A 20,511-nucleotide genomic window follows, 5' to 3' on the forward strand; every position below is an offset into this window, starting at 1 on the left:
CCCGTCTCGGGTCAGCTCACGCCCTGGGACTGCAACCACAGTTCCAGCAGGCCAAGTTGCCACAGCTTGTTGCTGCCGGCGGCGGCCTGGGCCCGGTCCGGCTCGGTGAGCAGCTCGTCGACGTACGCGCGGCGGAACAGGCCACGCCGGCGCGCCTCGGGCGCGTGCAGGGCCTCGACCACCAACTCTCGCACGGGACCGTCGACGTTGCGCAGCGCCGGCACCGGGAAGTAGCCCTTGGGCCGGTCGATCACCTCGGGCGGCAGCACCTCGCGGGCCACGTCCTTGAGCACCCCCTTGCCGCCCTGGGCCAGCTTGTGCTCGGGTGGACAGGCCGCGGCCAACGTCACCAGGTCCTGGTCGAGGAACGGGGTGCGCACCTCCAGCCCCCAGGCCATGCTCATGCTGTCCACCCGCTTCACCGGGTCGTCCGGAAGCATCAGGTGGGTGTCCAGGCGCAGCACCGCGTCCACCGCGGTCTGCGCGCCGGGCGCGGCCAGCTCCGCGGCGACCAGCTCGCCGCTGGCGTCCCGGTCGCAGGCGTACGCCGGGTCGACCACCCGGTTCAGCTCGGCGTGGTCCCGGTCGAAGAACGCGGCGGTGAACTCGGCGGCCGCGTCCGCCCGGGCCGCGTCGGCGAGCCGGTGGTGGTAGCCGTAGCCGGCGAAGACCTCGTCGGCGCCCTGCCCGGACTGTGCCACCTTCACGTGCCGGGCGACCTGCTCGGAGAGCAGGTGGAACGCCACCACGTCGTGGCTGCCCATCGGTTCGGTCATCGCCGTCACGGTGGCCCGTACGGCCGGGCCGAGGTCGCCGTCGGCGAGCCGGATGCGGTGGTGGTCGGTGTCGAACGTGCGGGCGACCAGGTCGGAGTAGTGGAACTCGTCGCCGGACTCGTCGCCCCGGCTGTCGAAGCCGATGCTGAACGTCTGGAGGTGGTGCTGCCCGGCCCCGTCGAGCAACGCGACGATCATGCTGGAGTCGAGCCCGCCGGAGAGGAGCACCCCGACCGGCACGTCGGCGACCAGCCGCCGGCGTACGGCGGTGCGCAGCGCGTCCCCGACCGCGGCCCGCCAGTCGCGGGCGTCCATGCCGGCGTGGGCCGGGTCGCGCCGGTACTCGGGCCGCCAGTAGACGTGCTCGCGGCTGCGCCCGTCGGACTCCACCACCCGGACGGTGGCCGGGGGCAGTTTGCGCACCCCGCGCAGGATCGTGCGCGGCGCCGGCACGATCGAGTGCCAGGACAGGTAGTGGTGCAGCGCGACCCGGTCGATGCCGGTGTCCACGTCGCCGGCGGCGAGCAGCGCCGGCAGCGTGGAGGCGAAACGCAGCCGGCCGGGTGACTCGGCGAGGTAGAGCGGCTTGATGCCCAGCCGGTCCCGGGCCAGCACCAGCCGGCGCCGCCGCCGGTCGACGAGCGCGACCGCGAACATCCCGACCAGGTGGTCGACGAACCGCTCACCCCACTGCGCGTACGCCACCAGGATCACCTCGGTGTCGCTGGTGCTGTGGAACGTGTGCCCGGCCGCCCGCAGCTCCTCGCGCAGTTCCGGGTAGTTGTAGACGCAGCCGTTGAAGACCAGGGCCAGGCCGAGGTCCTCCCGGACCATGGGTTGGCCGCCGGCCTCGGACAGGTCGATGACGGTCAGCCGGCGGTGCCCGAGGGTCACCCAGCCGTCGCTCCAGAGTCCTTCACCGTCCGGGCCGCGCGAGCGCATGGCCTCGGTCATCCGGGTCACCGCGGCCGCGTCGGGGGTGGCGCCGTCGAAGCGGGCCTCGCCGCTGATCCCGCACATCTCAGCGGCCGCCGGTCAGTCGCGGAGCACCCACCAGGCACACCTCCCGCCGCGCCGTCCCCCGGGCGGTTCGCCGGGTCCGCCGTCTACCCGGCCTGTGACGGAGGAAACCCGGGATGGGCGGTTGGCGAGCCGGAACGGGCGGACCGTCGTACGGTGGCGGTACGGGCCATGTCCCCGGGCGGTCCGGCCACGGGACGTGGCCATGATCAACAACGCCTGCCAGGAGGACGTGTGTTCGCCAATTCCGAGGAACTCCTGCGTTACCTCAGCGATGAGGACGTGAAGTTCGTCGACGTACGTTTCTGTGACCTGCCCGGCGTGATGCAGCACTTCAACCTGCCGGTCGAGTCCTTCGACGACAGCGTCTTCACCGACGGCCTCGCGTTCGACGGCTCGTCGATCCGCGGCTTCCAGTCGATCCACGAGTCGGACATGCTGCTGCTGCCGGACGTGTCGACCGCCTTCGTCGACCCGTTCCGGGCGCAGAAGACGGTCGCGTTGAACTTCTTCGTGCACGACCCGTTCACCCGGGAGGCCTACTCGCGGGACCCGCGCAACGTGGCGAAGAAGGCCGAGGCCTACCTGGCGGCCAGCGGCATCGCGGACACGGCCTACTTCGGCGCCGAGGCCGAGTTCTACATCTTCGACTCGATCCGCCACGAGACCTCCGCGCACCAGTCGTTCTACTACATCGACTCGATCGAGGGCGCCTGGAACACCGGCCGGGTCGAGGAGGGCGGCAACCGCGGCTACAAGACCGCCTACAAGGGCGGCTACTTCCCGGTCCCGCCCGTGGACCACTACGCCGACCTGCGCGACAGCATGGTCCGCCGGATGGTCGACGCCGGTTTCACGGTGGAGCGCTCGCACCACGAGGTCGGCACGGGTGGCCAGTCCGAGATCAACTACAAGTTCTCCACGCTGCTGCACTCGGCCGACCAGCTCCAACTCTTCAAGTACCTGATCAAGAACGAGGCGTGGGCGCACGGCAAGACGGCGACGTTCATGCCCAAGCCCTTGTTCGGTGACAACGGCTCCGGCATGCACACCCACCAGAGCCTCTGGCGCAACGGCGAACCGCTGTTCTACGACGAGACCGGCTACGCCGGCCTGTCCGACACCGCCCGCTGGTACATCGGCGGCCTGCTGCACCACGCGCCCTCGCTGCTGGCGTTCACCAACCCGACGATCAATTCGTACCGGCGACTGGTGCCCGGCTTCGAGGCCCCGGTCAACCTGGTCTACTCCCAGCGCAACCGCTCCGCCTGCACCCGCATCCCGGTCACCGGCAGCAACCCCAAGGCCAAGCGCGTCGAGTTCCGCGTCCCCGACCCGTCGGCCAACGTCTACCTCGCCTTCTCCGCGATGATGATGGCCGGCCTGGACGGCATCAAGAGCAAGATCGAGCCGCCGGCCCCGATCGACAAGGACCTCTACGACCTCCCGCCGGAGGAGTGGGGCGACGTCAAGCAGGTCCCCGGCTCCCTGCCGCACGCGCTGGAGGCGCTCGCCCAGGACCACGACTACCTGCTCGACGGTGGCGTGTTCACCGACGACCTGATCTCCACCTGGATCGACTGGAAGAACGCCAACGAGGTCGACCCGGTGCGCCTGCGGCCCACCCCGCACGAGTTCGCGCTCTACTTCGACTGCTGATCCCGGCCCGCCGCCCCCGCGTGTCGCACGTGGGGGCGGCGCTGCGGGGAAACCGCATCCGGCGGGCACCCGGACTCGTACCGTCGAGGCATGGCCCCGCCGCGCGACGACGCACCGACCGGACCCGCACTCCGGTGGAGCCGTCGATGAGGCGGCGGCCCGCCACCGCCACCTCCGCCCCGGCGATCCCCGCCACCCTCACCGTCGGGGTCGAGGAGGAGTTCCTGCTGCTGGACCCGGAGACCGGGGAGAGCATGCCGGTCGCCGACCGGGTCCGCGACGCGCTGTCCGGGACCGCCAGGCAGCAGAGCCGGCAGGAGTTCCGGCACAGCATGGTGGAGATGGTGACCCCGGTCAGCCCCGACCTGGCACGGCTGCGGGACCACCTGGTCGCGCTGCGCCGCGCCGCCGCCCGCGCGGCCGAGGCCGTCGGCGCGCGACTGGTCGCCGTCGGCGCCACCCCGGTCTGCGAGGCCCACCGCACCGTGCCGGACGAGCAGCGCTACCACGACATGTCCCGCCGGTTCGGTCCGGTCGCCCACGACCCGGCGGTCTGCGGCTGCCACGTCCACGTCGGCGTGCCCGACCGGGAACTCGCCGTGCAGGTCTGCAACCACCTGCGGCCGTGGCTGCCGGTGGTGCAGGCGCTCACCACGAACTCCCCGCTGCACGACGGGCGCGACACCGGACACGCGAGCTGGCGGTCGATGCAGCTGGAACGCTGGCCGAGCATCGGGCCCACGCCGCACTTCGACTCCGCCGCCGACTACGACGCCACCGTGCGGGACCTGATCACCGCCGGGATCATGCTCGACGCCGCGATGGTTTACTGGTACGCCCGGCCGTCCGCCTCCTACCCGACGGTGGAGGTCCGCGTCGGCGACGTCTGCCCGACGGTCGACGACACCGTCCTGGTCGCCGGACTGGTCCGGGCCCTGGTCGCCACGATGATCGACGAGGTGGGCGCCGGCGTGCCGGCCCCCCGCATCCGCGACTGCCTGGTCGCCGCCGCGCACTGGCGGGCCGCCCACGACGGCGTCGACGGTGAGCTGGTCGACCTGCGCACCGGCCGCCCCCGGCCGGCCTGGGACCTCGTCGACGACCTGCTCGTCGTCGTCGCGCCCGCGCTCACCCGGCACGGGGACCGGGACCTGATCCTGCGCGAGGTGGACCGGGTCCGCCGCGACGGCACCGGGGCCACCCGGCAACGACGGATCATGGCCGACACCGGCGGGGACGTCCGTGTGGTGCTCGACCACCTGGCCGCGCAGACCACCGCGGACTGACGGCGGTGGCCCGCACCGCGTCGTCAGCGCAGGCCGGCGAAGAGGTCGTCCTCCGGGGTGGACGCGCCGGTGCGGTCACGGACCCGGACGAACGTCTCCATCCCCATCAGCTCGGTGAACCGCTCCTGCCCCAGGCGCAGGAAGAAGATGTTCTCCGCCTGGCTGGCGTGCGCGGCCAGCGAGGCGAACTTCTGCCCGCCGTGGGCGCGGGTGTCCACCCAGGTGGTGATCTCGTCATCCGGCAGGCCCAGCGCCGGCATCTCGTCGGTGGCGTCCGGCTCGGGGAACTCGACCCCGATCTCCTGCATCACCTTGCCGAACTCCCGGAACGCGCTGCGCGGCACGGTGGTCCAGTAGACCTTGGCCGGGATGTCGGTGCGCTCGACCGCGGCCATCGTGATCCGGTGGGCCTGGATGTGGTCGGGGTGGCCGTAGAAGCCGTTCTCGTCGTAGGTGACCACGACGTCGGGGCGGTAGCGCCGGATCAGCTCGGCCAGCCGGTCGGCCGCCTCGTCCACCGGCGTGTTCCAGAACGCGCCGGGCGCCTCGTTCGTCGCCCAGCCCATCATCCCCGAGTCGGCGTAGTCGAGCGTCTCCAGGTGGGTCACCTTCAACGCCTCGCAACTGGCCGCCAGCTCGGCGCGGCGCATCGCCACCACGGACTGCGGGTCGTGTCCGTCCTCGCCCGGCTTGACGCCGTCGGGTCCGTCGCCGCACCGCCCGTCGGTGCACGTCACGAGCACCGTCGTGACGCCCTCCGCCGCGTAGCGGGCGAGGACGCCGCCGGTGCTGGTCGCCTCGTCGTCGGGGTGCGCGTGCACCGCCATCAGGGTCAAAGATCGCTCAGCCACCCCGTCACCATACGAGCAGGAACCGACGAACTAGCATTGCCCGGTCCGCAGACGGCGACGGAAGCGAGGCGCGATGGGTTGGCTCCGGCGGTTGCTCGGTGGCGATCGGGTCGACCTGGACCCCGGGCGTCAGCAGGCCTTGCTGCGGGACGTCCGGCACTCCTACGGCGCGCACGCGCGGGTCCGGTTCCCCGACCAGGTCGACGCGATCACCCGGTTGCTGTCCGACGACGACGGTCTGGTGGTGGCCGCAGGGATCGTGTGCGAGGCCGCCGAGGAGGCCCACGCCGACCTCCAGTTCCAGGCGCAGGAGGTGTTCCGGCGCACCGGCCGGCGGCTGCTGGTGCACCGACGCAACTACCGGCCCCTGTGGAAGGAGGCCGGTCCGGCGCTGCGCTGGCCGCTGGGCGCCCTGCCGAGCGGGCTGCACCCGTACGCGCAGGTGTCCGCCGCCGTCACGGTGGTCGGCGCCCGGGCGGACCGCCTCGACCGGGTGACCGACCCGCAGCCGTTCGTGGTGCGCCTGTTCGAGGTGCTCGACCTCACCACGGCCGGGTGGGAGTTCGGCCGGGTGCGGGTGGACACCGACAGCGTCGCCCTGGTGGAACGGCTGACGGGCACCGCCGCGCGGGTCCTCGCCGCGATGGACGACCCGCCCCGACTGCCGCCGGCGGTGCGGGAGATGATGCGCCGCAACCACACCGTCGACGTCCACGACCCGGCCGGGCCGCACGTCGTGGGCCGGATCAACCCGGGCGCGCGACTGCGCGAGACGCTGCTGGCCTGACCGCCGTCCGCCGGAGGGACGGGACGCGCCGGCCGCTGCGGTCGGCGCGTCCCGCCCCGGTCAGGTGGTGGTGACGGTCAGGGACGTCGGCGGGTCGTTGGCCCCGTTCGCCGACCCGATGAAGCCGAAGGTGGTGGACGCGCCGGCCGCCAACGCGCCGTTGTAGTCGACGTTGCGCACCGTCACGTTCGCGCCGCTCTGGCTGTGCGTGCCGCCCCAGATCTGGTTGACGACCTGGCCGTTCCGGAACGTCCAGGAGACCGTCCAGCCGCGGATCGCGGTCGCGCCGGCGGTGACGGTGACCTCGCCCTGGAAGCCACCCGACCACGAGCCGGTCACCGCGTACGTCGCCCGGGCGCCCGAGGGCGCCGGCGAACTGGTGGTCGGCGTCGGCGTCGGCGGCGTACTCGGCGTGGGGGTGAGGGTGGGCGACGGCGTCACGCCGGGACGGGTCGCGCGGTAGGTGTGGCCGGCGCGGACGGTGAGCTGGACGACGTCCGCCTCCGGCCGGGTGGTGGCCGGCGAGCTGCCGTCGGCGGCGTCGACGAGCACGAAGCTGCCGGTGAACAGCCGGGACCGCAGTCGCAGCGTCCCGTCCCGGTCGGCGCGGACGCCGATCTCGTCGGCCTGGCCGTTGCTCCAGGCGAGCCCGACGGTGTAGCCGCCCCGGCCGCGCAGGCCGGTCACCCGTCCGATGGGCCAGGCGCTCGGCAGCGCGGGCAGCAGGTGCAGCTCGCCGGTGTGGCTGTGCAGCAGCATCTCGGCGATGCCGGAGGTGGCGCCGAAGTTGCCGTCGATCTGGAACGGCGGGTGCAGGTCGAACATGTTCGGCGCCAGCCGGTCGGTGCGGACCAGGTCGCGCAGGAGCTTGTGGGCGCGGGCGCCGTCCTCCAGCCGCGCCCAAAAGTTGATCTTCCAGGCGAGGGACCAGCCCGTGCCGTCGTCACCCCTCAGTTCCAGGGTCTTCCGGGCGGCCTCGTACAACGCCGGGGTGCCCCGCCGGGTGATCTGGTTGCCGGGGTGCAGGCCGTACAGGTGGGACACGTGCCGGTGGGTCCGCTCGGTCTCCACCCAGTCGGCCAGCCATTCCTGGATGTTGCCGCGGGAGCCGACGCGGCTCGGCGGCAGCCGGTCCCGGGCGGTCCGCACCTGGGACCGGAAGGTGGCGTCGACGCCGAGGACCTCACCGGCCCGGGCCGCGGCGTCGAACAGGTCACGCAGGATCTGGTTGTCCATCGTGGGTCCCGCGCAGACGCTGGCGTTCGCGTGGTGCGGCAGCTCCGGGGAGTTCGACGGGTTCGTCACCAGGTAACTGAGCGTCGGATGGGCGACCAGGGTGTCGAGGAAGAACTGGGCGGCGCCCTTCAGGGCCGGATAGTTGGCCGAAAGGAAGCCGAGGTCGCCGGTGAACAGGTAGTGGTCCCAGATGAGGGTGCTCAGCCAGGCGCCGCCGGTCTGCCACATGCCCCACAGCGCGCCGTCGACGACGGAGGCGCCCCGCCAGGCGTCGGTGTTGTGGTGGGTGACCCAACCGCCGGCCCCGTACTGCGCCTGCGCGACCCGGGCCCCGGTGACCGCCAGGTCCCTGACCATGTCGAAGACGGGCAGGAAGCACTCGGACAGGTTCGTGGTGTCGGCCGGCCAGTAGTTCATCGGCAGGTTGGCGTTGATCGTGTATTTCGAGTCCCAGGCCGGGGCCAGCGAGTCGTTCCAGATGCCCTGGAGGTTGGCCGGCTGGGTGCCCGGGCGGGAGCAGGAGATCAGCAGATAGCGTCCGTACTGGAACAGCAGCGCGGCGAACTGCGGATCGTCGCTGGTCGCGTGCTGGGCGATCCGTACGTCGGTCGGTTGGTCGGCCGCGGCGGTGCGTCCCAGGTCGATGCTGACGCGGCGGAACAGCGCCTGGTAGTCGGCGAGGTGGCGGCTGCGCAGCTGGTCGACGGCGACGGTCCGGGCGGCGGCGAGCCGGTTGCGGGCGATGCCCTGGTAGTCCCCGTTGACGGTGCGGTAGTTGACGTAGCTGGAGCCGATCGAGATCAGCATGGTCACGCTGGTGGCGCCGGAGACCCGCAGCGTGCCGCCGGAGCTGCTGACCGTGCCACCGGTCGCGGCGGCGTGGGCCAGGGCGAGGAAACGCACCGAGCCGGTGACGCCCTCCATGGAGCCGGAGACGCCGTCGAGTCCGATGGTCGTGCCGTCCGGGCTCGACACGGTGGTCCGCTGCGGACTGTCGAACGTGGCGGAGAACGTGATCGCGTCGGCCCGGTCGGCGGTCAGCCGGACCACGATCACCTGGTCGGCCGCGCTGGCGAAGACCTCCCGCTGGTGCCGTACGCCGCCCCGCACATAGGTGGTGGTCACCGTGGCGGTGGCGAGGTCGAGGGTCCGCCGGTACTGGGTCGCCCCGTCGGCCGAGCCGAAGGCGAGCCGGAGGTTGCCCACGGTCTGGTAGGCGAGCTGGCCACCCGGGCTGCCCATCATGGTCTGGTTGATCAGGTCCTGCGCCGAGGTCCACTGGTCGGCGAAGACCCGCCGCCGGATCTCGGCCAGGTTGGCCGCGCCCCGGGTGTTGGCCGAGTCGTAGGGGCCGCCGGCCCAGACGGTGTCCTCGTTGAGCTGCAGCCGTTCGGTGTCGATGTTGCCGAACACCATCGCGCCGAGACGCCCGTTGCCGATCGGCAGCGCGCGGAGCCAGTCGGTGCCGGCCGGCTCGTCGTACCAGAGGGCCAGGTCGTCGGCGGCCAGCGCCTCCGGTGGCGCGGCCGAGCCGGCGCGGGCGGCGGCGGTCCAGGCCGCCGGCAGCAGCGCGGCGCCGCTCCCGGCCGCCGCGGCCTTGATGACGTTCCTTCGGGTCACTTCGGACATGGTCTCTCCAGGTCACGCGGATCAGAGACGGGTGGGGTCGCTGTTAGCGCTAACAGGCGTTGCCCACGCGCCCCTCACGCTCACCTGCCCGATGTCTGCGCCCGAGCTCCCGTACGCGCGCCACATCTGCTGATATGGACTGTCGTGGATGAGAACACCGGTCGTCAAGGAGCGGGAACGGGTTCTGCGAACGTTGCCGCCCCTGCCCCCGGGTCGACCCGGCGGGCCGACCGCGGCGCCGGACCGACCGGCCGGCCCACCCGGGTCACGTGCAGGATGCGCCCGGGCTCGACGTCCAGCAGCGCGCCGAGCGCGTCGCGGCTGCCGGCGACGTCGACGAGCTGGCTCAGCGGATGCGCCGCCAGCCCGGCCGCCTGCACCGTCAGCCACACCCGCAGCAGCACCCGTCCGAACTCGACCTGCCCGGCCGGGTCCAGGTCGGCCGGCGCGACCAGCGCCAGCAACGCTCCCCCACGCGCCAGCGGGTCACCGCCGGCGGCGGCGAGCGCCCGCGGCAGTCCCAGCGGCCGCAGCACCGGGTACGCGGCCAGTGCCGCCCGCAGCCCGACGGCCGCCGGCCGGGACAACCCGAGACACCTGTCGGTCAGCCCGTCCGCCCGGTAGTCCCGACGAGCCGGATCGAGGCGCAGCCACCGCCGCAGCTCCGCCACGACCGCCGGGTCCCCGTACACGTGACGGTCGGCGGCGCGCAGCAACGCGCCGACCCGCCCCCCGTCCGGGACCACGTGGACCGCGCCGCCGGACCGACGGGCGACGGCGTCCACGGCCGCGATCACGTCGGCGTCCGGCCCGTCGGTGAACCGGCCCCGGTCGGTCCGCCGGTCCCACACCTCCGGGGTGCGGAACGGCGTCCGGTACGGGTGCCGCGCCGGGCGCAGCCGGCCCACCCGCCGGTCGGCGGCGTCGAGGTCGGCGACCCAGTCCAGCCGCAGCCCCGCGTCGGCGGCGACGATCAGGCAGGTCTCCACGAACGCGCCCAGCGACAGCCGCAGGTCCCGCCCGGTCGGGTCGCCGGCCGGCAGCGCGTCGGTCGGGTCCCAGCCCACGGTAACCGCCCACCGCTCGTAGCGCAGCCGCCAGGGTTGGGTGTTGTGCGCGCTGGGGGCCCGCCAGCACAGCGGCTCCAGCGCGCGGAACACGGCGAGGTCCATGTCAGCGCTCCCGGGCGTAGAAGGTGTAACCGTGCAGCGGCCGGCCGCCGAGCCGCCGGAACTGGGCCGCCGACGCCGGGTTGTCCCGCCCGACGTAGGTGCTGCGCAGCGCCGTGTAGCCGCCGGCACGCAGGTGGTGGTGCAGATGCGCGGAGAGCAGCCGCTGGTAACCGCGCCCCTGGAACTCCGGCAGCACACCCTTGACGATCAGCACCGCCTCCCGGCGGTACCGGCGACGGGTGGCCAGCAGCCGCAGCTGGTTGACCGGGTGCAGGTCGCCGCGCACCGCGACCAGGAACTCGCTGATGTCGGGCAGGCAGAGCACGAACGCCACCGGCCGCCCGTCCCGGGTCAGGTAGAGCAACAGCGACTCGTCCAGCAGGTGGGCCAGTCCGTCGGTCTGCCGGCGCAACTGCGCCGCCGAGATCGGCGTGTAGTAGCCGAGCTGGGCGAACGAGTCGTTCAGCATCCCGCGCAGCAGGTCGAGCTGCGCGTCCAACCGCCGCACGTCCCCCCGGTGCAGGTCCAGCCGCGCGCCGTCGGGCTGCACGCCCGGCTCGGGCGGCGGCCCGTCCGGCGCCGGGACCGGACAGATCCAGGTGTCGGAGACGAACCGACGGGTGAACCCGTACGCCTCGTAGGCGGCCGGGTAGCCCGGCGGGTTCCAGGCGCTGTCCACGAACCCCCGGTCGTCGAACCCGGAGGTGATCACCCCACCGGCCTGGTTGGGCAGCAGCGCCACCGGCCCGAACAGCAGGTCCCGGTCGGCGGCGGCGTGCCCGGCGATCGCGTCGAACAGCGGCTCGGCGGCCGGCCCGGCGAACTCGGTCAGCCCGAACAGCTGGCACCGCCGGCCGAGCTTCGCGTCCAGGTCCGCGTCGGTGTGCAGGGTGGTGCGGGCGACCACCGTGCCGGTGGCGTCGCGCAACACGTACATCGGCACGCCGTCGCGCCACCAGCGGCGGATCTGCTGGCGCGGGGTCGGCACGTAGCGGGGCTCGCCCGCGTACAGCCGGTCGGTCAGGGCGACGAAGTCCCGCAGGCCACGCCGGTCGGTGACCCGCGCGAACCGGTGGCCGCTCACCGGCGTACCGCCGGCCCGGTCGTCTCCGCGCCCAGCGGCGTGAAGGTGTCGATGTGGCCCATCGCGCCGTCCTCGGCCCGCCACGCCCCGTTGGAGTAGCCGTCCGGGGAGGCGGTGTAGAGCCGGATGAACCCGGCGGTCGCGTTGCGGGTGCCGTCGGTCAGCCACGTCATCAGCCGCCGGTGGTGGCGGGTGCGGGCGAAGCGCAGCATCGCGTCCCGGTCGGTGAAGAACGCGATCGTGCCGAGCGTGAGCGGGAACTGCCAGTAGACGGTGTGCCAGCAGTAGCCGGACATCCGGCGCATGTCCCTAACCATCCGGAACCAGTCGGGGGCCAGCCGCAGCAGCACCAGCGGGTTCGCGTAGCGGGTGCCGCCGATGAACATCGCGCCGGCGCGGGCCTGCGCCGGGGCGCGGGAGAAGTCACGGGTACGCACGGGTCACCTCACCAGGTAGGCGTTCTTGAGCTTCTGCTGGCCGGCGAACGGGCCGTGGTCCGCCTCGTGCAACTCCACCCGCAGGTCCCCGGCGGCCGGATCCTCCACCAGGGACTGGGCGAAGTCCCGCGACACCGAGGCCAGGTGTCGGCGTACCCCGTCGCGGCACGCGTCGGCGAGCGCGGCGCGCTGCGCGGCGGCCAGCGGGCGGCGCAGCTCGACGTGGATCACCGGCCGGGTCTCCAGCGCCGCGTCCTCGTGCAACGCCAGGCAGAACCGGCTGATCTGGGCGGCGTGCGGGTTGCCGGTGTACAGGCCGTACTCGACGTCCTGCGGGTAGAGGTTCGCGCCCAGGTAGGACACCGTGGAGTCGGCGCGGCCGAACAGCAGCAGCACCGGCAGCGTCATCCGTTCCTCGGCCACCGCGGTGCGGAACTCGGCCCGGCGCACCGGGTCGGCCGCCGCCAGCTCGACGATCCGCCGGTACGGCACCAGCAGCGCCTCGTCGCCCACGTTGTAGCGCAGCCGGGGCTGGAGCACGTGCGGGCCGGTCACGGTGCAGACCAGCTCCCGCCGCTCGTTGGTCTCCAGCCAGGTGGCGAACGGGTTGTACTGGAACACCATCGGCAGCCGCTGCTCCCCGGGGCCGAGCAACTCCGCGCGCAGCGCGGCGTCGGTGCGCAGGCGCCGTCGCAGCCAGACCGTGAACCGGGTCTCCGCGCCGATGCCGATGGTCAGGTCCGACGCGCCGTACGCCGAGCGCACCCGCACGAACCGCTGCTCCAGGTAGTCGCGCAGCGCCTCGGTCATCCCCTCCCCGCCGCAGCTGCCGAAGATCCGGTACCGCGACCAGGGGAAGTCCTCGGCGTCCAGCCGGTCCCGCAGGTGCTTGAGGAACGGCGGGTACGCGGTGACCAGGTAGTCGAAGTCCGGGCCGAACTCCCGCAGCGTGTCGACGATCTTCCCGAGGTCCGGGCCGGTGTTCTTCACCACCGCGATCCGGGCCATCGCCGCGCCGGTCGTGGTCCCGGTCGCCCAGGCCCCCATCGAGTACGCGTTGATCACGAACGGTCGGCGCATCGGGAACGCCAGCCCGGTGTAGCCGGCGATGTCCCGGTGCACCGCCCGCAGCTCCCGCTCGCCGCGCGGCCAGTTGAACGGCCGCCCCGACGACCCGGCCGACTCGTCGACCACCACCCCCTGTCGCGGCAGTCGCCCCCGCCAGCACCGCGCGGCGGCGGCGTGCGCCACCACGTACCCGAGCTTGTCGGTCTCCGGGAAATCCCGCAGCCGGCGGCGGACGCCGGCCGGGCGGGCCCGCAGGAACGCCCGGTAGGCCGGCACCCGCCGGGCCGCCCGCACACAGGTCGCCCGCGCGTTCGCCTCGGCGAGCCCGTCGAGCAGCGGGTGGTGGTGCCGGGCCAGCCACCGCCAGCCCGCCGGACGGCGGCCGACGAGCCGGACCAGCGCCGCGACCACCCGGGCCACGAGCGACAGCGCGGCCACGGCGGGCATCGGCGTCTCGACGGTACGCAGGACGGCGGGTCGGTGCAGCGTCTCGGCCATGCCCAGCATCCTGTCGACGCCGCGTCGCCGGCGCCTGAGCCGTGCGACGGTGATCGTGCTGAGTACCCGTACCCAGCCGCCGGTCAGGTCGTCGGCGCGCCGTCGCGCCGCACCGGCGCGCCGAGCAGCTCATGCAGGTCGGCCTCGACGAGCGCGAGCAGATCCGCGCCGAAGGCGGTGTCGGGCGTCGCCGGCATCCGGCGCGCCACCCCGGCCAGGAGGTCGGCCACCTGCACCCGCGGGTCGTCCCGGGAGTCGGTCGTCACCAGGCCCGCCAGCGGCGACTCCTCGACCGGTCGTCCGGTGCCGTCGGCGAGGGCCCGCTGGAGGCGGCGCAGGCGGTCGGCGGTGAGCGCGCTCTGCTCGTCGTGGACCACCAGCACCCGCCGGCCGCCGCCGCTCCAGGACAGCACGGTCTCGGCCAGCGCCGGCAGCAGCGGTTCCAGCGGTGGCGGGATCGACCGGTCGTCGTCGTAGAGGCGGGCCTGGACGGCGGCCACCCGGGCCCGGTCGAGCCCGGTGAGGACGGCGTCGGCGGGCGCGTGCCGGGCCAGCGCGTCCCGCGCCCGCAGGAACCGGTCCACGCTGCCGTCGCCGGCCCGGTCCCGCCGCTTGGTCCGGAGCATGTCGACGAACGCGGCGAGGAAGGCGGTCCAGTCGGCGCCGGCCGCGTGTCCGGCGCGGTGCAGGGCGAGGGCGGCTTCCCGGCCCGCCGGGGCGAGGCGGGTGCCGGCCGCGTAGGACGGCTCGGCCAGCAGCAGGTCGACGACCCGGGTCGCCAGGAAGACCTGCTTGTCGACCAGGTGCACGTGCGCCCGCCCGCGCAGCGCCGCCAGGAACCAGTCCCGCGCCTCGACGGACTCCGGACGGCGGAGGAACTGCCGGGACTTGACCTCGTGCGGGGAGAACCGGAACCCGGCACGCAGGGACGTGAGCAGTGCGGTCGCCTCGACGGCGGTCAGGTCGACGCTCGCGTGGGCGATCACCGGGGTGGCGGGGTCGAGCAGGTTGGTGCCGGAGAACCCGGACTCGTCGCAGGCGATCTCCACCACGGGACCGGCGGGGGCGTCGGCCGGCGGCAGCCCACCCTGCAGCGGCAGCCTCGTCCCGGGTCCCACCCGCCCATGCTCGCCCACGCGCCCCGGATCGGTCCAGGGGATTGCCGCCCGTCCCGGGACACGACGGCCGGAACCGGGCGACGCGTTCGTGATCACACTCACCGCGTCGCGGACGTGGCCGCAACCGTTGAACGGGTACGACAGGTAACCATGACGTCGTCTACCGAGGTGCTCATGACCCACGTGCCCGGCCCCGTCGACCCGGCCCGCCTCCGGGAGGTGCTGGACGGGCCGTGGGCGGCGGTCCGCGACGCGCACCGGACGCAGCTCGACGAGCGCTTCCTCCCGGTGTACGGGGAGACCGGCGACGAGGCACGCGCGCGGATCACCCGGTTGCTCGCCGAGCTGCCGACCGGGATGGGCATGCCGTCGGCCTTCCCCGCCGAGTACGGCGGCCGGTCCGACATCGGCGGCTCGATCGTGGCCAGCGAGATGCTGGCACAGGTCGACCTGTCGCTGATGGTCAAGGCGGGCGTGCAGTGGGGGCTGTTCGGCGGCGCGGTGATGGCCCTGGGCACCGAGCGGCACCACGACGCCTATCTGCGCGACATCGTCGCCGCCCGGCTGCTGGGCTGCTTCGCGATGACCGAGACCGGTCACGGCTCCGACGTCCAGCAACTGCGCACCACCTGCGTGTACGACCCGCGGACGCAGACCTTCGACCTGCACACCCCGCACGAGGCGGCCCGCAAGGACTACATCGGCAACGCGGCCCGGGACGGCCGGATGGCGGTGGTCTTCGCCCAACTGGTCATCGAGGGGCGGCGGCACGGCGTACACGCGTGGCTGCTGCCGATCCGCGATGAGCGGGGACGGCCGCTGCCCGGCGTGACCATCGAGGACGCCGGGCCCAAGGCCGGTCTGCTCGGCGTGGACAACGGGCGGCTCAGCTTCGACCACGTCCGGGTGCCGCGGGACATGCTGCTGGACCGGTACGCCCAGGTGGCCGAGGACGGCACCTACTCCAGCCCGATCGAGAACGACTCCCGGCGCTTCTTCACCATGCTCGGCACCCTGGTCCGGGGCCGGGTCAGCGTGGGCGGCGCCGCGTCCGCGGCCACCCGCGCGGCGTTGACCATCGCGATCCGCTACGGCGACGTGCGCCGTCAGTTCGGCACCCCCGACGCCGACCGTGAGGTGCTGCTCAACGACTACCTGGCCCACCAGCGCAAGCTGCTGCCCGCGCTGGCCACCACGTACGCCCTGCACTTCGCCCAGAACGAGCTGGTCACGACGCTCACCGAGGTGCAGGGCGGCGGCGAGCCGGTCGACGAGCACCGGCAGCGGGAGCTGGAGTCCCGGGCCGCCGACCTGAAGGCCCGACAGACCTGGCACGCCACCCGGACCATCCAGATGTGCCGCGAGGCGTGCGGCGGCGCGGGCTACCTGGCCGAGAACCGGCTGCCCGGACTCAAGGCCGACACCGACGTGTTCACCACGTTCGAGGGCGACAACACGGTGCTGCTGCAACTGGTGGCCAAGGGGTTGCTCACCGGCTACCGGGACGAGTTCGGCTCCCTGGACGGGTGGGGGCGGGCCTCCTTCGTCGCCGACCAGGTCCGCGAGATGGTGCTCGAACGCACCGCCGCCCGTTCGCTCATCGAGCGACTGGTCGGTTCCGTGCCCGGCCGGGACGAGGAAGTCGCCGTCACCGACCGCGGCTGGCAGCTCAAGCTCTTCGAGGACCGTGAGAGGCACCTGCTCGACGGCGCGGTGCGGCGCCTGCGCAACGGCGCGACGACGAAGAAGGACCGGCCCTTCGACATCTTCAACGACGTCCAGGACCACGTCCTCGCGGTCGCCGCGGCGCACGTCGACCGGATCGCCCTGGAGGCGTTCGTCGCCGGCATCGAACGCACCGCGGACCCGGCCGCGCAGGCGTTGCTCTCCCGCGTCTGCGACCTGTACGTGCTCGGCGTCATCGAGGCCGACAGGGGATGGTTCCTGGAGCACGGCCGCCTCACCCCCGCGCGCTCGAAGGCGATCACCGCGGTGGTGAACGGGCTGCTCAAGGAACTGCGGCCGCACATGCGCACGCTCGTGGACGGGTTCGGGATCCCGGAGCTGTGGTTGCACTGCGCCGTGCTGCGCGAGGAGGCCGGTCGGCAGGAGGTCATGGCGGCCCGGGACGCCCGGTCCGTGTCCGACGCCGGCGACATGGGCCCGCGGCTCTGACCGGCGCGCGGTTCGCCGGAGAAGACGGGCCCGGGCGCGGCGACAGCTAGGCTCGTCCGCGTGGGCGCCCCGACCGGGGCGGTGACCCCGGAGGGGATCGGGTTGGTGGACGAGGACGTCTCGGGCGGGGCAGCCGCCGCCGGCCGGTGAACCCGTTCCACGCCCTCACCGGACTGGTCGGCCATTACGGCTATCCGGGACTCGCCCTCCTCGTCGGCGCGGAGGGCTTCGGCGTACCCACGCCAGGTCAGACCGCGATCGTCCTCGGCGCCGGATACGCGACGCACGGCCGGCTGACCGTCGTCGGGGTGGCGGTCACCGCGTTCCTGGCCGCGGTGGCCGGCGACAGCGTGGGCTACCTGATCGGTCGCTACGGCGGGCGTCGGTTGATCCTGCGCCACGGCCGCCGCGTGCGGCTCACCCCCGAGCGGTACGCGCGGATGGAGGCGGTAATGAACCGCCACGGCCCGAAACTCGTCGCGGCGGCTCGCTTCGTCGACGGCCTGCGGCAGTTCAACGGCCTCGTCGCCGGCGCCACCGGCATGCCCTGGCCCCGCTTCGTGCTCTGGAACGCGATCGGCGCCGCCGCCTGGGTCGGGCTGTGGACGACCGTCGGGTACACGGCCGGCGACCACCTGCGCGCCCTCGTCGTGGAGCTGCACCGGTTCCAGTGGTATCTGCTCGCCACCGCGGTCGTCCTCACGCTCGCGTACGTCGCGTGGTGGCTGACCCGCCGGTCGGCGCGCGACCGGCGATCGTCCTGAGGTCGAGCCCGCCGGCCCGCGGCTCCCCGACCTGCGAGGAGTGCGGCGCCCGCGGAGGGATCTGCCGGTCGCGGTCTCCGGCGGCTGCGAACCCGCCTAGCGGCGCGGCAGGTCCCGAGAAGGGTCCCGGTCGTCGGCCACGCCCGACGCCAGGCGGGAACGGTAGGCGCTGACCGCGGCGCGGTTGCCGCATCGGCCCTCGCAGTATCTCCTGGACCGGTTCTTGGACAGGTCCACCATGACGTTGTGGCACGTGGGACGGGCACACGAACGGAGCCGCCGGAACTCGCCCCGGCGGAGCAGGTCGGCGACGGCGATCGAGGTGCTGATCGCGAAGCGGGTCGCGAGCGGCGCGTCCACCGGGACGACCTCCAGGCGGTAGCCCCACGGGCCCCGGTTCACCAGCCGGGGCCGGGCGTCGAATTCGTCGAGCAGGTCGTTGACCGCGCACGCCGCGCCGTCCTCGGTCGTCTGCCAGAGTGCCCGCACCCGTGGGCGGAGGCCACGCAGTGTCCGCAGGTCGTCCGCGCCGCAGACCGGCCCCTCCCCGGTGTCCAGGAGAGGGGCCATCCGGTCGAGCGCGGCGTCGTCGGGTCGGGCGTCGTCCGCCGTGGTCGTGTTCGCCAGCGCCGCGGCGGCGACCAGAGCCACGGCCGTCTCGTCCGGGAGGACGGATCCGGTTCGCTCCGGGCGCCGGCGTGACCCGACCGGTGAGGCCGACCCGACACCCGGGGACGCCACGGCGCCGGCGAGCCCGGGGGTCACCGCGCGGTGGAGACCGGGGCCACCGGCCAGTCGATGTCCGAGGCCGACGCGCTGCTGGTGGTGCCCAGCACGGAGACGAGGACGGCAACGGCGATAACCAGGCACCTGCGCATTGTCAACTCCAGATCAGAGGGATGGGGATGTGGACAGAACCGGCGGTTGTGTCGCTCGGGTTGTCCGCCCCGCTACGCGATAACCTATCGACACCGGCCGGCTCTTGGCAAGGTGTTGCCTGACTTTGGCACGAATCAATTCACCGTTGGCAACTCGCGCACGGACGCGAGAAATCCTCGCTCGGACGTGACGTTGACCCGTCGCCCCCGGGAGCCCGCTCGGGCCACCGCCACGCACCTCCGTCGGCACCGCACCAGGGGCCGACGACTCGGGACGACCCGCTCCGACGTGCCGATTAAGCAGGGCAATTAGCCAGGTACCCGCAGAATTCGGCTTCTCCTCCGCCGCAGATCCCAGGACGAATGTGAAGCACCACGCAGATCCGACAAGGACGACAGAACCCGGGAGTCCCGCCTTGATCCGGGTCGTCGACCCGTTGCCAGGCGGTGGCAGCCGCAGGGCGGCGCTCCACGTATTCGGCACCGGTCACGCGTACCAGGAAGCGCGCTTTTGCCTACTTCATGCCAACAGTTTGCCTCGAATTTCTGCGGATCCCCTCCGCGCGCGGAACCGGGCCCCCGCCTCACGGCGACGACCCGGCTCCGGACGATTGTTGATCCGACTCGGTCAGCCCAGCACGCGCGTCAGCCAGCCGACGCGCGCCTGGTGGGCACTTCGGGACACGGTGGCGGCGGGCACCCACTCGTCGAAGCTGTGGAACGCGCCGGACCAGACGTGCAACTCCGCCTGCCCACCGGACTGCCAGATCCGGCTCGCGTACGCGATGCCCTCGTCCCGCAGCGCCTCGACCGAACCCACCTCGAGGTATGCCGGCGGCAGGCCGGACAGGTCGGCGGCCCGGGCCGGGGCGGCGTAGCAGGACACCGAGGCCGTCCCCCGGCGCGCACCGAGCAGCGCGGTCCATCCCGCCCGGTTGGACAGCCCGTCCCACAGGCCGACCCGGCCCAGCTGCCGGCAGGAGTCCGAGAGGCACCGGTCGTCCAGCATCGGGAACTGCAACAGCTGCCCCCGCGGTCGCGGGCCACCGCGGTCCCGGGAGAGCAGCGCCAGCCCGGCCGCCAGCGCGCCACCGGCGCTGTTGCCGCTCAGCACGATGCGGTCCGGGTCGAGACCGAGCGGGCCGGCGTGGTCGGCGAGCCACCGCAGCCCCGCGTAACAGTCCTCCACCGGGGCCGGATCCGGGTGCTCGGGAGCCAGCCGGTAGTCGACCGAGACCACGGCCAGGCCCAGCGCCTGCGCCCGGTCGAGCTCCCCGGCCAGCTCCGTGCTGCGGTGGCTGCCGGCCACCATCCCGCCGCCGTGCGTGTGGTAGACCACGGGAACCGGCGCCGGGACGTTCGCCGGACGACAGATCAGCAGGGGGACGTCGGGAGCGCCGGCCGGGCCGGGAACGGTCCGCTCCTCGATCTCGAACGCCCCGTCGCGGCGGATCTGCGCGTCGGTCAGCCGGCCGGCGCGGGACCGGCGCCGCCGGTCGGCGACGAGGTCCGCGGTCAGCGGCATCGGCAGCTCCGACAGGATCTCCGCCAGCGGACCGGCCAGTTCGGGGTCGAACGGCGGTGGGGCGGCGGCCACCGGGCGGGTCACGGTCCCGGTCATCAGGCCTCCTCCAGCACGGCCAGGGCGTCCACCTCGAGCAACAGGTCGGGGCGGTAGAGCGCGACCACCTGGACCACGGTGCTGGCCGGCGGCCGGGCGGTGTCGATGAACTCGTCCCGGACCGCCAGCACGGTCGGCAGGAACGCGACGTCGGTGACGAACCAGGTGAGCTTGACGACGTCGTCGAAGCCGCCGCCGGCCGCGGCCAGGCACCGGCCCATGTTGGTGAAGACCTGCCGCGCCTGCGCCTCGGGGTCGCCGGCCCCGACCAGCTCCCCCTCGGCGTCGAACGCCATCTGCCCGGCGATCGCGGCGAGCCGGCCCCGCCCGACGACGACGTGGGTGTAGCCGGAACTCGGCTGCACGCCGGCCGGCTCGCTCAGGTGTGTGATCCGTGGTGCTGGCACAGGTGTCCTCCCGAGGATGCGGTGATGGGTGGGTGTGACGGCGGC

17 protein-coding genes are annotated in these 20,511 nt (G+C 73.4%); 5 read left to right on the top strand and 12 right to left on the bottom strand.

Going from position 1 to position 20,511, the window contains the following annotated elements:
- Positions 1-11: 11 nt before the first annotated feature.
- A complete protein-coding gene (locus tag GA0070622_RS21010; protein ID WP_091576521.1) occupies positions 12-1,796 on the bottom strand; it encodes an N-acetylglutaminylglutamine amidotransferase in 1,785 nt (594 codons plus the stop codon).
- A gap of 234 nt (positions 1,797-2,030) precedes the next feature.
- Between GA0070622_RS21010 and glnA the strand changes: the two genes are divergently transcribed.
- Positions 2,031-3,455, top strand: a complete 1,425-nt coding sequence (gene glnA, locus GA0070622_RS21015) for a type I glutamate--ammonia ligase (protein WP_091576523.1) — start codon at positions 2,031-2,033, stop codon at positions 3,453-3,455.
- Positions 3,456-3,601: 146 nt separating this feature from the next.
- On the top strand, positions 3,602-4,741 hold the full coding sequence (locus GA0070622_RS21020; protein ID WP_091577753.1) for a carboxylate-amine ligase: 1,140 nt from the start codon (positions 3,602-3,604) through the stop codon (positions 4,739-4,741).
- Between the two features lie 23 nt (positions 4,742-4,764).
- On the opposite strand, the gene GA0070622_RS21025 is transcribed toward GA0070622_RS21020, so the two are convergent.
- Positions 4,765-5,592 carry a PIG-L family deacetylase gene (locus GA0070622_RS21025; RefSeq protein ID WP_091576526.1) on the bottom strand — a complete coding sequence of 276 codons (828 nt, stop codon included), beginning with the start codon at positions 5,590-5,592 and terminating at the stop codon, positions 4,765-4,767.
- 73 nt (positions 5,593-5,665) lie between these two features.
- Between GA0070622_RS21025 and GA0070622_RS21030 the strand changes: the two genes are divergently transcribed.
- Positions 5,666-6,379 (top strand): hypothetical protein, encoded by a 714-nt coding sequence (locus GA0070622_RS21030; RefSeq protein WP_091576528.1) that lies wholly within the window; start codon positions 5,666-5,668, stop codon positions 6,377-6,379.
- Positions 6,380-6,439: 60 nt separating this feature from the next.
- On the opposite strand, the gene GA0070622_RS21035 is transcribed toward GA0070622_RS21030, so the two are convergent.
- The 6 genes from GA0070622_RS21035 to GA0070622_RS21060 form a co-directional block, all read right to left on the bottom strand.
- Positions 6,440-9,244: a glycosyl hydrolase family 95 catalytic domain-containing protein gene (locus GA0070622_RS21035; RefSeq protein WP_091576531.1), complete on the bottom strand. Its 2,805-nt coding sequence runs from the start codon at positions 9,242-9,244 to the stop codon at positions 6,440-6,442.
- A gap of 164 nt (positions 9,245-9,408) precedes the next feature.
- On the bottom strand, positions 9,409-10,416 hold the full coding sequence (locus GA0070622_RS21040) for a nitroreductase family protein (protein WP_091576534.1): 1,008 nt from the start codon (positions 10,414-10,416) through the stop codon (positions 9,409-9,411).
- Between the two features lies 1 nt (position 10,417).
- The gene (locus GA0070622_RS21045; protein ID WP_091576537.1) at positions 10,418-11,500 is read right to left on the bottom strand and encodes a GNAT family N-acetyltransferase; all 1,083 of its coding nucleotides are present in this window, start codon (positions 11,498-11,500) and stop codon (positions 10,418-10,420) included.
- Positions 11,497-11,937, bottom strand: coding sequence for a DUF4188 domain-containing protein (locus GA0070622_RS21050; protein WP_091576540.1), 441 nt, complete (start codon positions 11,935-11,937; stop codon positions 11,497-11,499). Before GA0070622_RS21050 ends, GA0070622_RS21045 begins: the two co-directional genes overlap by 4 nt.
- A 3-nt stretch (positions 11,938-11,940) precedes the next feature.
- Positions 11,941-13,503 (bottom strand): phenylacetate--CoA ligase family protein, encoded by a 1,563-nt coding sequence (locus tag GA0070622_RS21055; RefSeq protein WP_091577756.1) that lies wholly within the window; start codon positions 13,501-13,503, stop codon positions 11,941-11,943.
- A gap of 83 nt (positions 13,504-13,586) precedes the next feature.
- Complete coding sequence (locus GA0070622_RS21060) at positions 13,587-14,621, bottom strand: hypothetical protein (RefSeq protein WP_245666468.1); 1,035 nt, start codon at positions 14,619-14,621, stop codon at positions 13,587-13,589.
- Positions 14,622-14,771: 150 nt separating this feature from the next.
- On the opposite strand from GA0070622_RS21060, the gene GA0070622_RS21065 reads away from it, so the two are divergent.
- Together GA0070622_RS21065 and GA0070622_RS21070 are read left to right on the top strand one after the other, a co-directional pair.
- Positions 14,772-16,796 (top strand): acyl-CoA dehydrogenase family protein, encoded by a 2,025-nt coding sequence (locus tag GA0070622_RS21065; protein WP_245666470.1) that lies wholly within the window; start codon positions 14,772-14,774, stop codon positions 16,794-16,796.
- Positions 16,797-16,942: 146 nt separating this feature from the next.
- Positions 16,943-17,560, top strand: coding sequence for a DedA family protein (locus tag GA0070622_RS21070; protein WP_176710519.1), 618 nt, complete (start codon positions 16,943-16,945; stop codon positions 17,558-17,560).
- Positions 17,561-17,656: 96 nt separating this feature from the next.
- Here GA0070622_RS21070 and GA0070622_RS21075 read toward each other — a convergent pair whose 3' ends face one another.
- The 4 genes from GA0070622_RS21075 to GA0070622_RS21085 all read right to left on the bottom strand — a co-directional run bounded on the left by GA0070622_RS21075 (position 17,657) and on the right by GA0070622_RS21085 (position 20,466).
- On the bottom strand, positions 17,657-18,211 hold the full coding sequence (locus GA0070622_RS21075; protein ID WP_245666472.1) for a CGNR zinc finger domain-containing protein: 555 nt from the start codon (positions 18,209-18,211) through the stop codon (positions 17,657-17,659).
- A gap of 110 nt (positions 18,212-18,321) precedes the next feature.
- Positions 18,322-18,444, bottom strand: a complete 123-nt coding sequence (locus GA0070622_RS33495; protein WP_255292609.1) for a hypothetical protein — start codon at positions 18,442-18,444, stop codon at positions 18,322-18,324.
- A 622-nt stretch (positions 18,445-19,066) separates the two neighbouring features.
- Positions 19,067-20,059 (bottom strand): alpha/beta hydrolase, encoded by a 993-nt coding sequence (locus GA0070622_RS21080; RefSeq protein ID WP_091576546.1) that lies wholly within the window; start codon positions 20,057-20,059, stop codon positions 19,067-19,069.
- A complete protein-coding gene (locus tag GA0070622_RS21085; protein ID WP_091576548.1) occupies positions 20,059-20,466 on the bottom strand; it encodes a RidA family protein in 408 nt (135 codons plus the stop codon). The genes GA0070622_RS21080 and GA0070622_RS21085 overlap by 1 nt, the downstream gene beginning before the upstream one ends.
- Positions 20,467-20,511 lie beyond the last annotated feature (45 nt).

The sequence above is a fragment of the Micromonospora sediminicola genome (assembly GCF_900089585.1).
Lineage (GTDB): Bacteria > Actinomycetota > Actinomycetes > Mycobacteriales > Micromonosporaceae > Micromonospora > Micromonospora sediminicola.

Coding starts and splice junctions, on each gene's coding strand:
- GA0070622_RS21055 (WP_091577756.1), bottom strand. CDS start 13,503: ATGGCCGAGACGCTGCACCGACCCGCCGTCCTGCGTACCGTCGAGACG.
- GA0070622_RS21040 (WP_091576534.1), bottom strand. CDS start 10,416: ATGGACCTCGCCGTGTTCCGCGCGCTGGAGCCGCTGTGCTGGCGGGCC.
- GA0070622_RS21035 (WP_091576531.1), bottom strand. CDS start 9,244: ATGTCCGAAGTGACCCGAAGGAACGTCATCAAGGCCGCGGCGGCCGGG.
- GA0070622_RS21010 (WP_091576521.1), bottom strand. CDS start 1,796: ATGTGCGGGATCAGCGGCGAGGCCCGCTTCGACGGCGCCACCCCCGAC.
- GA0070622_RS21020 (WP_091577753.1), top strand. CDS start 3,602: ATGAGGCGGCGGCCCGCCACCGCCACCTCCGCCCCGGCGATCCCCGCC.
- GA0070622_RS21030 (WP_091576528.1), top strand. CDS start 5,666: ATGGGTTGGCTCCGGCGGTTGCTCGGTGGCGATCGGGTCGACCTGGAC.
- GA0070622_RS21080 (WP_091576546.1), bottom strand. CDS start 20,059: ATGACCGGGACCGTGACCCGCCCGGTGGCCGCCGCCCCACCGCCGTTC.
- GA0070622_RS21065 (WP_245666470.1), top strand. CDS start 14,772: ATGACGTCGTCTACCGAGGTGCTCATGACCCACGTGCCCGGCCCCGTC.